Below are 13,509 nucleotides of genomic sequence, written 5' to 3'. Positions count from 1 at the left end.
TTATAAGGCATATATTGAGAAAGGATAAAAATCAATTTAGAAAGGAGATAAAAGAGTGTATCCTTATTATCCTAACCATCCTAATATGAACTATTATCCGCAAGCTCAACATATGCCCCCTAACTATACTTATAATCCCTACAATGCTCAAATGCCTCACTACAGATTCTACCCACAGCCATATTACCGACCATTCCCTCAAGTGAACCCGGACCTTTTTATGCAATCTGCACACCATATGCAGGTCTTAATGAAAGATGCAAGCCTTTTACTAGATAGAATGGCTAGTTCAAAAGAATATGCCATGAACCTAATGGGAGCAGCCCAAGAATCAAAAATGCAACAAGTAAATGACATGATTAAAGGTGCAGGGATTACTACTATGCCTGAGGTATCCTACACACCAGAGGGGTTGAAGCTATATTTTAAGTCTAAAGCTGAAGACATCGATTGTTGTCATCTTTCCCTAACCTTAAGGTGGATGTAATAAAGAAAAGCTCTCTTCGTATAGAGAGCTTTTCTACTTAAATCTCAATAAAAGAATCCTTTTAAAGCTACAAATACTTTTATTCTCTATAAATACGCGGATATAGCTTAGTAGAAAAATGGGCCATAGCCGGGGCCAAATGGTCCAGGACCAAACCCTCCATATCCATATGGTCCATATACAGGGAATGGTCTAGGTCTTGGGTAAAAAGCTGCAGCTCCTAATAGCCCACCTGCTACACCGCCTAATAGTCCTCCTATAAATGGCCCACCAAAGAAAAAGCGTTGATTGCCAGGATGTGGCGTTCTATAATAATGCATTTAGGTAACCTCCTTCTTTATAACACTGCCCTACAATACCTTATATGCAGCAAATACCTATTTGGAGTGGGCTCCTGTCCTTTTTGTTTGGTTCTGCATCCGAATAACTATGCTTCTGACCCCCTACTATTATTGACGTATTCTTGATCTTTCAAGATTTACTCAACATATCTTGTATACTAATCACAAAAGTAAATAAGAAATAGTTAAGAAAAACTAGGAAAGTTTTAAGAAGACCTCTCCAGGAAATTTAAGGAATTTAGATTATGATGTTATGTACTAACCTTTGGAGGTCGCTTATGATTGAATGGATATTTAACCTTATTGATAACTACGGAGAGTTCGGACTGTATCTTTCTTTCTTTATAGAAGGAACTGCCTTACCACTTATCGGAACATTCATTGTTATTTCATACGGCTTTTTAATTGATTTATCGCTAATTAGAATTTTATCAATATCAGTGTTTGGGGCTTTACTATATACAATCGGAAGCTGGATCCCTTATTATATCGGTTACTACTTAGACGAGAAAATGTCTTTACGTCTAAAAGCTGAGCACAAAGAAAAACTTATTAAAGTTAAAGATTTGTTTGCAAGGCACGGTGTATGGAGTATCGTCATTTCAAGTCCTCTCCCACTTGGAAATATGGTTCCATTTGCTGCCGGAATTAGCAATGTTCATATTTTTCGCTATAGTTTATTGACGTTTCTAGGTATTGCTCCCACTACCTTTCTTTATTTACTGTTAGGTCAGCTAGTGCCAATTACTACGAATGAATTAATCGTTTTGATTAATCGCTACCAACTCATCTTGATGACTACCATTTTCGTCAGCTTGTTTCTATACTCTTTAATTAAGCGGAAAAGGGCGTACAATGATCCAAGAAAAAGAAAACAAAAAGACAGTACCACATCCTTGTGATACTGCCTTTTCATTATACTTGCTCAAGTACATTTGCTGTTTGACCACATTCATTCAATGCTTGATTAACCGCTTGGAGCGACTTCTCAATTCTTTCACGATTGGATCCCTTTTCAACGCTGTCTAGAGCATTTTGTAAACAAGCTTTTGCTTCATTTAAGGCTGTATAAGATTCTTGAACATAGCCTCTTGCGTTTTTTTCCATAACTTCCTCCTGTGAGTGTATTTCAATTGTTATTATTTGTTATAACTTTACAAATATGTAAGATTGTTTTTTGACTATTCACCGAAAAAAAGCGCCAAAAAGTAGGACTCCTTGGCGCATGATCCTGCTATTTTTAATTCTTAATGCCCTTCCACTCTTTCTAACTCTGATGTAACCATTGTTTCATTCCCATCCTCATGTTCCATATAAAACTCTTTTTTTACTAGTCCAAATGTTGGAGCCCAGTACTGACGAGAAATACTTCCGTCACCATTTGAGTGTTCTAAGACCATAACATGGTCCATTTCCCCAAGTGGTACGGTTAGTTCTTCATTTGTTTTTATTACCTTCCAACTTCCAATAAAACTTCCTTCCTTTAATGAAGAAAGCAACAAAGGTTTTTCCTTAAAAGCAGACTGTAAAGTTTCCATTGAAGGGATTTCATCTCTATAAAACTCTGGCTCTTCATAAACAAGATACAAACCCTCGCTTGTGAGTTTATATACCTTCAGTATTCTAGTCCCCCCATTTTCTAAAACAGAAGGTAAGTAGTTCCCCTCTTGCTCATAAAACCATTCTGATTCCTCTGCGAATTCATTTCCAATCCCTTTAAAAAATTTCTTCTGCTTCTCTTTAGGGAAATATTGCTGGATGTTTTCAGTATGTTGGTCCTCATTATGATCAGATTGTTGGTCATCAATGCCCTCATCTTCTATGTCATTAGACTGTTGGTCTTCATTCCCCTGATTGTCTGGCTGGTTATTGTTATCGCTACTAGAGTCTTCGTTTTGGTTACCTTTTTCTGGCTGTTCGGTATCAGGGTTGGTCTTAGGGTCAGTCGTTTCTTCACTAATCGTACATCCGGTTAGAACCATAAACACAATAACAAAAATTTGGAATACTTTTTTCAAATTCCTCACCCCTTTATTTGTTCCTCAATAAAGTAGACGGTTTCTTCTTTTATTCGTTACTTCATTTCTAAAAAATGGGTACTTCTTCCACACATTTTAACAATGAATAATAATCTCACATACAAACAAAATAAAGCAAAAGGAGGTATTTTTAGTGAAGCACTTCAGAGCATTTGCAATAAAATTTGTTGCTACGTTTGTTCTGCTATATATAATCCTTGGACTGTTTTCAGGTATGACTTTTGGAAATATTTTTCTGATCTCTCTAGTTTTAGGGGTCATCGCTTATATTGTCGGTGATATGATCCTTTATCCAAAAACTAATAACACAGTCGCCACGATTTCTGATTTCGGACTAGCCTTTACGATCATTTGGATATTTGGTGCTAATTTAGCGGTTACCGATAATCTGTTTTTTGCAACTTTCCTATCAGCTATTGGGGTTGCAGCCTTTGAATATTTCTTTCATGGCTACCTATCAAATCAGATTCTCAACGTGAGAGATGAGAGACAATCTCCACGTTCATTACAATTTCAAACCGAGGCTTCAGAGGAACTGACTCCTGTTAGACCTGATGTAAGAAGTAAGGAAGATGAAGAATAGAAATATACCCAATCTCATCGATTGGGTATATCTTTGTTTTTTTTGATTAATCAAAACTATATCTTTGGGATTTCCAAGGGTCGCCGTACATATGGTATCCGTTCTTCTCCCAAAAACCTGGTTGATTCTCTAGAGAAAACTCAATCCCCCTTAGCCATTTGGCACTTTTCCAAAAATAGAGATGAGGAAAAACAGCTCTTAATGGATAACCATGCTCCGGAGTTAACAACTGTCCGTTATGAGAATGTGCAAGTAGACTAGTTTCTTTTAAAAAATCCTCAATTGGTAAATTAGTCGTCCAGCCCTCCTCTGCATGAAGGATGACATATTTTGCTTTAGAGTTTATGGTTACTAGGCGAATAATCTCTTGCGTTGAGACTCCCCTCCACACATTATCAAGCTTCGACCAACCTGTTACACAATGTATATCATTTTTATATTCATACTGAGGCAAATTCATCAGGTCTTCATATGTAAGAATCTTGGTATGATCCACAGCCCCAAATATCTTTAAAGTCCATGTCATAAGATCTTTATAATACGGGACGTTTCCATGATGGAGTACAGGAAAGCCAGTCGTAACATTTTGATCAGGAGGGATTCGTTCATCCTTAGTCTTATTTGTTTTTCCAAAATACATGTTGAATCACCTCTCCTCCACTGGACTATTTTCGATAAAATAAATATATCGCAACAAAGAATAAGCCAATAGCTATCATTCTTTTACTATCAAAGGGTATTTGTCTACCACCTAGTAATCCGAAATGATCTAGAATTGCTCCCATGATCAATTGTCCCGCAATTACTGCCATTAAGCTCGATGCAACCCCTAACTTTGGGACAACTAAGACCATAATAAAAACATATAATGCTCCTAACAATCCACCAGTAAGTTGCCATTTAGGAACATCACCCACAGCCATAATATTCCCTTTTCCAAAGAAAATCACCATGAATAACAAAGCAAGTGTTCCAATTGTAAAAGATATAAAAGATGTCTCAATGGTTCCTACTTTTTTTCCTAATCCACCATTTATGGTTGCCTGCAAACCAACCGCTAATCCACCAATTACCGCAAGGATCGGAAATAATAATTTCACTGTGAATGCCCCCTTTCTAGTATTTCTCGTCGTTAATACTCTATTTTTTCAACAAGTCATTTTTTTGATGTTAGTAATATCTTCGTGAAAGTTGGTAATATCCTCTCAAAAGTTGGTAATAAACTAAAAAATCGATCCTCAACTCTCACTCAGCCATCAAACGCATGATGATCTACCTAACATATCTTAACAAAAACTACACTTCCCCATTTTTCACCTAGAAAAAAAGCTCTAGGTGTATTCCCTAGAGCTTCAACCTGCTATTACTTACTGTTAACTTCAAATCTCTCAACGAGTAATGCAAGGGTACGCGTCATTGCACCTGTTGCACCAGCTGGTCCTAAATCAGATACTTTGTTTGTCGTTGCTGTACCTGCGATATCAAGATGAACCCAAGGAGTATCTTCTGCAAACTCTCCGACGAAAGCGCCGCCCATAATGGCATGACCTTCTCTACCAGGAGAGTTGTTTAAATCGGCAATTTTACTACTACGCACTCTCTCTTTATCTTTTTCAAATAAAGGTAAGCGCCAGATTGGTTCACCAGCTTCGTAGGAAGCTTCTAACACTTGCTCAAACAGTGCCTCGTTATTAGTTAATGCACCTGTTGTATCATTACCAAGAGCGATAATGACTCCCCCTGTTAATGTTGCAACATCCACAAGGTAGTTCGCACCGTGGTGCTTTGCATAGGTTACAGCATCCGCTAATGCTAGACGTCCTTCTGCATCCGTATTTAGAACTTCGATCGTTTTCCCACTCATTGCTGTAATGACATCGTCTGGTTTGAATGCTGTTCCGCTAACCATATTATCTGTTGAAGGAATGACAGCCACTACGTTCTGCTCAGGCTTTAATTCACCGATAATCTCCATTGCACCTAATACAGCAGCTGCTCCACCCATATCAGATTTCATGCCAACGATTCCATCCTTAGGCTTGATTGAATACCCTCCTGTGTCAAAGGTAATCCCTTTCCCTACAAGACCAATTACATCGTTCCACTCTTCTTTTCCTTGATACTTTAAGACAATCATTTTAGGAGGCTCAGAAGACCCTTGGTTAACTGCTAAAAGAGCACCCATCCCAAGCTTCTCCATATCCTCTTTCTCTAAAATTTCTACTTCAAAGCTGTATTTTCCGCCTAGCTCTTTCGCATAGTTTGCCATGTCAGTAGCAGTAAGCATGTTTCCAGGTAAGTTTACAAGTGTACGCGCAGAGTTTGTTGCTTTACCATACACATAACCTACTGTTAAAGAAGCACTAACCTCTTCCTCTTCAGCAAGAGTGCTATATACAAGAACACTCTCGATTTCCTTTTTAGGTTCATTTGACTTTTGCTTATACCCTTCAAACTCATATGTAGATAATGAAAGAGCTTCACTTAATGCATGTGCTGCATCTGATACTTCTACTTGTTCAGAAGTAAACGTATCTACTAGAACGGCTACCTCTGTTAGTTTCGCGTCTTTAATAGATTTAAACGCTTTTCCAAACGCTTCACGAACCGTTTCAAATGAAGCTTCTTTTTCTTTACCTAAACCAACAAAAACAAGTCTTTTTGCACCAATTTTATTAAACGTATGTATTTTAGAAATAGCTTTCTTTTTTCCTGAAATGTCACCGCTCTTTACTAATTCGGTTAACTGCCCTTCGAAAAGCTCATCAAGCTCTCCATGGACTCCTTCAAATTTAGTAGGTTTGTTAAATAGACCAATCACTAAACATTCGTGCTCTGTAGAAGCATTAAACTCTCTTTTTACATTAAACATTCCTTCACCCCCAATTAATATGCTTTCATTATATATAAAAAGATCGAATATTTCGAGTTTCTAATTTTTATTCTTGTATTTATTATTCTTCTAAATACAAGTACAAGTTCGGTAATGTAGGTAATTCCTTAACGTTTTCAAAAGGAACTCTATCAATGTGTTGTGGTATAATAGTAAGACATTTATCAATAAATATATATACAGTCTCTAAATCCAGGCCCCAGTGCTTGGGTCGATACGCTTGTAAGTACTCATGAGCTGCCTTCATCATTAGGCGTGCACCCTTCACATTCCCATATTCATAATGATAAATAGCAACGCTCATTTGTAATAATCCTTTGAAAAACAAATTTCCTTTGTCTGTCATCCACATTTCTTCTAATAGATCATGACAAGTATAATAATCTCCTTCATTAAAATGGACAAAGAATTCATAATACTCTTGTGGATAATCCTTCAATGAAATCAACTCCTTTATAGGACAATTGTGGATTATTTATTAGTAGGCAATACTTGCTTTTGCAAAACAATCATCAAGAAGTCTTTTTTATTGTATTCTTTTACCATCACAAAATAAAATTTTATGTTCTTAGTACTTTATCAACTTAAGGTGGTTTTTACAGATGGAATTATTCATGAATTTTTCTCTATGGGCTGCAATCGCAGCAATTTTCTTTGCGCAGTTTATAAAAGTACCTATCCAGTATATTGCAACAAGAAAGCTCGACTGGTCTCTCTTGACTAGTACGGGTGGAATGCCAAGTTCGCACTCGGCGGCAGTAACCGCACTTTCAACAGGAGTAGCCCTAGACGCTGGCATGAATTCTTCTATTTTTGCTGTGTCTGCAGTCTTTGCTATTATAACCATGTTTGACGCTACTGGAGTGCGTAGACAGGCAGGAGAACAAGCAATTGTTCTCAATCAACTTGTTGCAGACTTTAACCACTTTGTTGAAGAAGCAAAAGTATGGCAACAAAAACCGGAACAGGAAAAGCGTAAAGAATTAAAAGAATTATTAGGGCACAAACCGATTGAGGTCTTTTTTGGAGGGCTAACTGGAATTGTTTTAACATTGATTCTGCATCATTTTTTCCAATAAGCCTTTATTAAAATGTATTAGAGAGGTTTTATTATGAGAATTATATCTATTTGCCCGAGTAATACAGAAATAATTGAATACCTTGGACTTAGCCAATTATTAGTAGGGGTTGACGACTATTCCGATTGGCCGGAATCAATTAAAACCCTTCCAAGACTTGGTCCCGATTTATCAATTGACATGGATAAGGTCGAGTCATTACAACCAGACTTAGTGATTGCTTCATTAAGCGTTCCTGGTATGGAAAAAAATATCGAACAGCTGGAATCCAGAAAAATCCCATACATTGTTTTAAATCCACAGAGTTTTTCAGATATAGAAAGTGACCTTAAGGTTACAGCGGTTGCCTTAGGAAAACCCGAACTAGGCGTTACAGCTTCGCAACAATTTCGTTCAAAAATAGATGCTATAAAAACGATTGGTAACCGAATAAGTAATAAGCCCACTCTTTATTGGGAATGGTGGCCAAAGCCAGTATTCACACCAGGTAAGATTAATTGGCTAACGGAATTGAGTGAGTTAGTTGGTGCTTCTAATGCGTATAAGGATGTAGATTTAGCCAGTGTCCAGACTGATTGGGATGATGTATACAAACGAAATCCAGATTATATTTGCCTTGCTTGGGTAGGGGTTAGAAAGGATAAAGTAAATCCAGAAATCATAAAAAAAAGACCTGGCTGGGACCAATTAGAATGTGTGAAGAAAGAGCAAATCCTCGTCCTAGAAGAAGAACTTTTTTGCCGACCTTCCCCTCGCCTGATAGAAGGTGCTATTAGGTTAGGCAAATTACTTCATCCAAGTCAATTCTCTCACCTAGATTAAACTGATCCATAAATAATACAACTTAAATAATTCCATGAAAAATGACCAATAGACCATTCGGTTATGGAAATAATAAAAAGCAGAGACAAGTCACTGGTTTCACCAAACTTGCCTCTGCTTTATTTATATAGGCTGTTTTCGCATAGATTGTGCTATTCGTATATTGTCTCAAATACGAATTCCATACTACTTCGTGGCATCTTTTCTTCCTAATTTAAAGAAAGCAGCACCATACTCCGTTTAAATACAGGTTCAAAGTACTTAAATACAACATAATTTATGAAAAGAGCCTTTATATATGACTATTCCTGTTCTGATCCAATATATTGCTGACGGAACACTTGCATAGATTCATTTTCATTTAACGCTCTTAAATCTTCTTCAGTTAGAGAACCATCACCATGTTCAACAACATATACATCAACCGTTTTCTTACCCCATTGATTATACACATCTTCTACGGTTTCGTAGTATAAATCAACTTTGTTTCCTTTTATAGCGCCACCTTTATCAGCTACTACGCCGTACCCATAACCAGGTATAAATAGGATGGTTCCAATTGGAAAAACATTTAAATCTGCGGCTACAGTTGAGTATAAGTCTCTCGTAACCTTTACTCCAGAGTACGTAATTCCAAACGAAGGATGACCTGGGTTTTTCCCAGTTGATTCGAATCCTGCTGTATATCCTGTAGCCGTTACCGTTTGAATAGGGTACTGTGACCAATCAATGGCTTCCTCAAGTGTTGGTGGCTTTCCTGAAACTTCCTCACTTGACGATATTTGTGGTTGAAAGCTTGCAACTTTTTGCAAAAATTTAAAAGATAATCCTAATGACTTAAGTTTATGACCAAAATAAGAACCTTCTTCTCTTTCACCGGCATCCATGTCTTTATAAGTTGCTAATGTTGTGGCCTCAACTCCAGAAATTCCTTGAAATGTTGTAAGGATGGCTCCACAAAATAAAACTAACATCATTGAACGTCTTGTCCATTTTTTTAATATATTCATAAAAATTTTCACTCCTCCCAAGACTATTCATTTCCCATCTTGAAAGGAATTATTCATTTTGACTTAAAAAAATGGATTTTCCACAAAGAATAAACTAATAATTCCTATTATTACAAAAACTAGTTATGTAAAAAAACCCTCAATAACCTGAGGGTTTCTAGAACATACGATAACCTTTTTTGCGTAAAAGCTTAATGACAATTCCAGCTACAATTGCACCTGCTAGTCCGCTACTTAAGATAAAAATATCGGCACTACCTAAATTCATAAGTCGACTTCCTAAGTCTGAAAACGCAGCCTTGCTATTGGTAAAATATTCTACAAAGGACACTTTGTCCACAATCAATATTGTAACAACCGGATATATAATCGCCATAATCCAAGACATTCTTAAAAGCATATTTAAAATAAAGCCGATCCCAAAAAATAATACAAAGAATAATAACATCGAAATCGGTAAGACAACAATGGACATGTATATGTACCTCCCTATAGCATCAAGTTTTAGTGTACTCAATGATTATAGGGTAGTCAATAAGAAAACTCCGCTAAAAGCGGAGTTTCATGTTTACTCTTTCTTTTTACCAGTTCCACCACAGCAATTGCATGTTTCAGAACCACCTAATAATAACTGAAAATACCCTTTACCTGAGCAATATAAACATTCTTTTGTATCGAATTGATTTTTCATTTTATTAGCCCCTCTCTAAACGACTGAATTTTCTGATAATATATCAAGAAAATCAAAAATTGAAAAGGGCTAAAATTGACTAAAAGCCGGTATGAAAACGCATACATACACTTTTATCTTCGAAAATCTTGCACGCTCTTAATATTTCAGAAAATTAGAAAAATAACTTGTATGCAGTATAACCAAATTGATTTCCTGGGTTAATTCCATCAACCATTGGCTTAATATTTGATTCTGAAGGATGTATTAAATATTGCAACATGATAGAAGCTTCTTTATCTTGTACTAGTAAATCACGCTTGATATATTTAACATCCATAAGTTCACTTTCTTGTATAATAATTTGTTGTTCATGGTTAATTGGCTCAAGTAGAAACACAATCATGTTATCACTTATTTCTCCGTTGATAACACCTGTTCTAAGTCCAATCAAACCTTTAACAGTTGTAAGAATACCTGTCTCTTCTAGTACCTCTCTTACTACTGCCTCATCCGCAGTTTCTCCTTCATTTATAAACCCAGCAGGTAAAGACCACTTTCCCTTTAAACCACCATATTTCTTTTTAACTACCAACCATTCATCATTTTCAGAAACAACTAGACCCGAAACGGCTATCCAGACATTTCCTCTCCGTTTTTCCTTCAAGGTTTCCACCTCCATTTATAACTAGTTTAACAAAAGCACATGGGGATAGTTACGTTTCATCTAGATGTTTAACTTTTTTATGCAAAAAAAGGGGCTGACATGGTGAGTCAGCCCCTTCCTAGATGATATTAAAGAATGTTAAATTTCCCTTTTTTAAGGACTAATGATGGTCCACCAACCATGTAAAGAGCACGATTATCAATCATTTTCTTCATGAATGATGCTTTACTGCCATATAGTTTCTTTCCAAATGCAACTCCAATTGCATCATCTTCTCCTAAAGAACATACAGTACCTTTAATATCAGGTTTGAATGCTTCTAGCTCCCCACCTCTAACTAACGCCAAAAGGTTGCGTGCACAAACTTCCCCTTGTTGCATCGCAATCTGTGCAGTAGGAGGATATGGACGGTTAATCTCTTCATTGATCATTAATGAGCAGTCACCGATAATAAATACATCATCAAGCCCCGGTGCTCTTAAGTCCGGCTGAACCTTTACACGACCGCGCATTGCTTCAATTCCTGATTTCTCAATAATTGAGTTACCACGTACTCCAGCAGCCCAAACAACCGTTGCTGCCTTAATTTCTTCTACTTCATCTTCGCCTTTTCCTACGATGATACCTGTTTCCGTAGCTTCTTTAATAGCAGTTCCAATCATGAAAGTAACGCCTTTTCTTTCAAGTTGAGCTACCGCATAATTAACTAATTCCGGATCGAAACCTGGTAACACCATTGGCGCAGCTTCTACACAGATAATTTTTACCTTATGAATATCGATATCATATTCACGACATAATTCAGGAACTCTATTTGTTAGCTCTCCAATAAATTCAATACCAGTGAATCCAGCACCACCAACAACGATTGTTAAGCGGTCATCTCTTTTCTCTTCTTCCATATTATACGTAGCGAAGTTATATTCAATATGCTCTCTAATTTGACGAGCAGCATTAACATTAATGATTGAAAATGCATGTTCTTTTAGACCTTTGATACCGAATGTTTCAGGCTCCGCTCCAACCGATACAACTAGGTAGTCATAGCTAATTTCGCCTGTTTCGGTAATCACTTTCTTATCATCTTTATTAATTTCAAGTACTGTGTCTTGAACGAATTCAACCTTGCTACCATCAATCACATCACGAATATCATATCTCACACGGTCATGATGAAGAGTTCCAGCGGAAGCCTCATGCAACCATGTTGTTTCATAATGATAGTCATTTTTATTAACAAGCACGATTTCTACTTCATTTACACCAACGGCCTTTTGAAGTCTTGTAGCCGTCATTAATCCGCCATATCCGGCACCTAAAATAACGATTTTTGGCTTTCTCAAGTGTACCACTTCCACCTTTTTGTATATTTTTTATTTGATCGCTTTTTCTTATCTTCCACAGCTTTATTAATTTTTATCTATGGTAAAGCTGTCTGATGAATATTTGTGTTACCAAAAGTAATGATAAAGAAATACAAACGTACTTTAGGGGGATCTTTTCCTAATTTTTAATAATAACAATAATCTTACATGAAAAGGCCCTAATAGTAAAAAGTATGTGATGTTCTTCACGAAAGAAGACAAAAAAATGTAATAAATTTGACACAAAATATTAACAATAATGCCTACATTCCATAATATTCTTTTTCCCATTCTTTTTCAATACAAAATCTTACTTTAGAAACCTTGTGAAAATTGTGAACTTTTTACGACAATTCTCTAAAATGCATATAAACACCGTTTTGACAGTATTATTAATATATGATTAATGTGAGTATTTTTTTTATTTATGTTAAAATATTAAATGGAATTATAGAGTATATAGTTGGGGGGATTTGGAGTGAAAGAAGATCAAAAGGTTTATGACATAACCATTATTGGTGGGGGTCCCGCAGGATTATTCACTGCTTTTTATGGTGGAATGAGACAAGCATCTGTTAAAATCATAGAAAGCTTACCACAGCTTGGCGGCCAACTCTCTGCACTTTATCCGGAAAAGTACATATATGATGTAGCTGGTTTTCCTAAAATCCGTGCACAAGAATTAATCAACAATTTAAAAGAGCAAATGGCAAAATTTGAGCAAACTGTCTCTCTAGAACAATCTGTTGATAAAATTGAAAAGCAAGAAGATGGTGTCTTCAAATTAACAACTGATAAAGAAATTCATTACTCTAAAGCAATTATTATCACTGCTGGAAATGGAGCTTTTCAACCGCGCAGACTAGAAATTGAAGGTTCTAACCAGTACGAAGGGAAAAACCTTCACTACTTTATCGATGATCTTAATCAATTTGCGGGTCAAAAAGTAGTTGTATTCGGAGGAGGAGACTCAGCTGTTGACTGGGCGTTAATGCTTGAACCAATTGCTGAACAAGTTACCATTGTCCACCGTCGTGATAAATTCCGTGCACATGAACATAGTGTTGAGAACCTTGAAAATTCCAAAGTCGTCATTAAAACTCCATATGTCCCTGCTGAATTAATTGGTGACGATAACGGGATTAAGCAAGTTGTACTAGAAGGGGTAAACGGTGGAGACAAAGAGACACTTGATGTCGATGCTGTCATCTGTAACTATGGTTTCGTATCTTCTTTAGGTCCAATTAAAGAATGGGGTCTTGAGATTGAAAAGAACTCTATCGTCGTAAACTCCAAAATGGAAACAAACATCCCTGGCATTTATGCTGCAGGTGATATTTGTACTTACGATGGAAAAGTTAAATTAATTGCTTGTGGTTTCGGAGAGGCTCCAGTAGCAGTTAATAATGCTAAAACTTATATTGACCCTAAAGCAAAAGCACAGCCACTACACAGTTCTTCTATGTTTAAATAATATTTAAAAGCAAAGTACCAGAAGCGGTACTTTGCTTTTTTGTTTGTTTGACTTGAGAAATTAAGAGTCCTTCTGCACAA

Annotated in this window: 18 protein-coding genes; 6 read left to right on the top strand and 12 right to left on the bottom strand. The window is 36.5% G+C overall.

Annotated elements, in window-relative coordinates; translation table 11 throughout:
• Positions 1 to 55 precede the first annotated feature (55 nt).
• A complete protein-coding gene (locus tag ACFYKX_RS17395) occupies positions 56 to 487 on the top strand; it encodes a hypothetical protein (RefSeq protein WP_389362343.1) in 432 nt (143 codons plus the stop codon).
• Between the two features lie 107 nt (positions 488 to 594).
• On the opposite strand, the gene ACFYKX_RS17390 is transcribed toward ACFYKX_RS17395, so the two are convergent.
• Complete coding sequence (locus ACFYKX_RS17390) at positions 595 to 807, bottom strand: hypothetical protein (RefSeq protein ID WP_389362342.1); 213 nt, start codon at positions 805 to 807, stop codon at positions 595 to 597.
• 299 nt (positions 808 to 1,106) lie between these two features.
• Here ACFYKX_RS17390 and ACFYKX_RS17385 point away from each other — a divergent pair, with 299 nt between their 5' ends.
• The gene (locus ACFYKX_RS17385; protein ID WP_389362341.1) at positions 1,107 to 1,730 is read left to right on the top strand and encodes a DedA family protein; all 624 of its coding nucleotides are present in this window, start codon (positions 1,107 to 1,109) and stop codon (positions 1,728 to 1,730) included.
• A gap of 13 nt (positions 1,731 to 1,743) precedes the next feature.
• Here the strand turns inward: ACFYKX_RS17385 and ACFYKX_RS17380 are convergent, their stop codons facing one another.
• On the bottom strand, positions 1,744 to 1,935 hold the full coding sequence (locus ACFYKX_RS17380) for a hypothetical protein (RefSeq protein ID WP_389362340.1): 192 nt from the start codon (positions 1,933 to 1,935) through the stop codon (positions 1,744 to 1,746).
• A gap of 140 nt (positions 1,936 to 2,075) precedes the next feature.
• Positions 2,076 to 2,846 (bottom strand): hypothetical protein, encoded by a 771-nt coding sequence (locus ACFYKX_RS17375; protein WP_389362339.1) that lies wholly within the window; start codon positions 2,844 to 2,846, stop codon positions 2,076 to 2,078.
• 154 nt (positions 2,847 to 3,000) lie between these two features.
• Between ACFYKX_RS17375 and ACFYKX_RS17370 the strand changes: the two genes are divergently transcribed.
• Positions 3,001 to 3,450 (top strand): YndM family protein, encoded by a 450-nt coding sequence (locus ACFYKX_RS17370; RefSeq protein ID WP_389362338.1) that lies wholly within the window; start codon positions 3,001 to 3,003, stop codon positions 3,448 to 3,450.
• 46 nt (positions 3,451 to 3,496) lie between these two features.
• On the opposite strand, the gene ACFYKX_RS17365 is transcribed toward ACFYKX_RS17370, so the two are convergent.
• The 4 genes from ACFYKX_RS17365 to ACFYKX_RS17350 form a co-directional block, all read right to left on the bottom strand.
• Positions 3,497 to 4,090, bottom strand: a complete 594-nt coding sequence (locus ACFYKX_RS17365; protein WP_389362337.1) for a sulfite oxidase-like oxidoreductase — start codon at positions 4,088 to 4,090, stop codon at positions 3,497 to 3,499.
• A 25-nt stretch (positions 4,091 to 4,115) separates the two neighbouring features.
• Positions 4,116 to 4,550, bottom strand: coding sequence for a DMT family transporter (locus ACFYKX_RS17360; RefSeq protein WP_389362336.1), 435 nt, complete (start codon positions 4,548 to 4,550; stop codon positions 4,116 to 4,118).
• A 263-nt stretch (positions 4,551 to 4,813) separates the two neighbouring features.
• Positions 4,814 to 6,322 (bottom strand): leucyl aminopeptidase, encoded by a 1,509-nt coding sequence (locus ACFYKX_RS17355; protein ID WP_389362335.1) that lies wholly within the window; start codon positions 6,320 to 6,322, stop codon positions 4,814 to 4,816.
• 82 nt (positions 6,323 to 6,404) lie between these two features.
• A complete protein-coding gene (locus ACFYKX_RS17350) occupies positions 6,405 to 6,782 on the bottom strand; it encodes a DUF309 domain-containing protein (protein ID WP_389362334.1) in 378 nt (125 codons plus the stop codon).
• Positions 6,783 to 6,945: 163 nt separating this feature from the next.
• On the opposite strand from ACFYKX_RS17350, the gene ACFYKX_RS17345 reads away from it, so the two are divergent.
• Positions 6,946 to 7,422 (top strand): divergent PAP2 family protein, encoded by a 477-nt coding sequence (locus tag ACFYKX_RS17345; RefSeq protein WP_389362333.1) that lies wholly within the window; start codon positions 6,946 to 6,948, stop codon positions 7,420 to 7,422.
• Positions 7,423 to 7,455: 33 nt separating this feature from the next.
• Positions 7,456 to 8,244: a cobalamin-binding protein gene (locus ACFYKX_RS17340; protein ID WP_389362332.1), complete on the top strand. Its 789-nt coding sequence runs from the start codon at positions 7,456 to 7,458 to the stop codon at positions 8,242 to 8,244.
• Between the two features lie 302 nt (positions 8,245 to 8,546).
• Here ACFYKX_RS17340 and ACFYKX_RS17335 read toward each other — a convergent pair whose 3' ends face one another.
• The 5 genes from ACFYKX_RS17335 to ACFYKX_RS17315 all read right to left on the bottom strand — a co-directional run bounded on the left by ACFYKX_RS17335 (position 8,547) and on the right by ACFYKX_RS17315 (position 11,934).
• The gene (locus ACFYKX_RS17335) at positions 8,547 to 9,254 is read right to left on the bottom strand and encodes a 3D domain-containing protein (protein WP_389362331.1); all 708 of its coding nucleotides are present in this window, start codon (positions 9,252 to 9,254) and stop codon (positions 8,547 to 8,549) included.
• A 157-nt stretch (positions 9,255 to 9,411) separates the two neighbouring features.
• Positions 9,412 to 9,735: a YuiB family protein gene (locus ACFYKX_RS17330; protein ID WP_389362422.1), complete on the bottom strand. Its 324-nt coding sequence runs from the start codon at positions 9,733 to 9,735 to the stop codon at positions 9,412 to 9,414.
• 87 nt (positions 9,736 to 9,822) lie between these two features.
• A complete protein-coding gene (locus tag ACFYKX_RS17325; RefSeq protein ID WP_389362330.1) occupies positions 9,823 to 9,945 on the bottom strand; it encodes a YuiA family protein in 123 nt (40 codons plus the stop codon).
• A gap of 154 nt (positions 9,946 to 10,099) precedes the next feature.
• The gene (locus ACFYKX_RS17320; RefSeq protein ID WP_389362329.1) at positions 10,100 to 10,606 is read right to left on the bottom strand and encodes an NUDIX domain-containing protein; all 507 of its coding nucleotides are present in this window, start codon (positions 10,604 to 10,606) and stop codon (positions 10,100 to 10,102) included.
• Between the two features lie 113 nt (positions 10,607 to 10,719).
• On the bottom strand, positions 10,720 to 11,934 hold the full coding sequence (locus ACFYKX_RS17315; protein ID WP_389362328.1) for an NAD(P)/FAD-dependent oxidoreductase: 1,215 nt from the start codon (positions 11,932 to 11,934) through the stop codon (positions 10,720 to 10,722).
• Between the two features lie 499 nt (positions 11,935 to 12,433).
• Here ACFYKX_RS17315 and ACFYKX_RS17310 point away from each other — a divergent pair, with 499 nt between their 5' ends.
• Positions 12,434 to 13,429, top strand: a complete 996-nt coding sequence (locus ACFYKX_RS17310) for an NAD(P)/FAD-dependent oxidoreductase (RefSeq protein WP_389362327.1) — start codon at positions 12,434 to 12,436, stop codon at positions 13,427 to 13,429.
• Positions 13,430 to 13,509: the final 80 nt, after the last annotated feature.

Source organism: Cytobacillus spartinae (assembly GCF_042865285.1).
In the GTDB taxonomy this organism is placed as follows: domain Bacteria; phylum Bacillota; class Bacilli; order Bacillales; family Cytobacillaceae; genus Robertmurraya_A; species Robertmurraya_A spartinae.
This window is presented reverse-complemented; position numbering and strand designations above follow the sequence as displayed.

Coding starts and splice junctions, on each gene's coding strand:
- ACFYKX_RS17390 (WP_389362342.1), bottom strand. CDS start 807: ATGCATTATTATAGAACGCCACATCCTGGCAATCAACGCTTTTTCTTT.
- ACFYKX_RS17345 (WP_389362333.1), top strand. CDS start 6,946: ATGGAATTATTCATGAATTTTTCTCTATGGGCTGCAATCGCAGCAATT.
- ACFYKX_RS17355 (WP_389362335.1), bottom strand. CDS start 6,322: ATGTTTAATGTAAAAAGAGAGTTTAATGCTTCTACAGAGCACGAATGT.
- ACFYKX_RS17365 (WP_389362337.1), bottom strand. CDS start 4,090: ATGTATTTTGGAAAAACAAATAAGACTAAGGATGAACGAATCCCTCCT.
- ACFYKX_RS17335 (WP_389362331.1), bottom strand. CDS start 9,254: ATGAATATATTAAAAAAATGGACAAGACGTTCAATGATGTTAGTTTTA.
- ACFYKX_RS17340 (WP_389362332.1), top strand. CDS start 7,456: ATGAGAATTATATCTATTTGCCCGAGTAATACAGAAATAATTGAATAC.
- ACFYKX_RS17385 (WP_389362341.1), top strand. CDS start 1,107: ATGATTGAATGGATATTTAACCTTATTGATAACTACGGAGAGTTCGGA.
- ACFYKX_RS17325 (WP_389362330.1), bottom strand. CDS start 9,945: ATGAAAAATCAATTCGATACAAAAGAATGTTTATATTGCTCAGGTAAA.
- ACFYKX_RS17320 (WP_389362329.1), bottom strand. CDS start 10,606: ATGGAGGTGGAAACCTTGAAGGAAAAACGGAGAGGAAATGTCTGGATA.
- ACFYKX_RS17380 (WP_389362340.1), bottom strand. CDS start 1,935: ATGGAAAAAAACGCAAGAGGCTATGTTCAAGAATCTTATACAGCCTTA.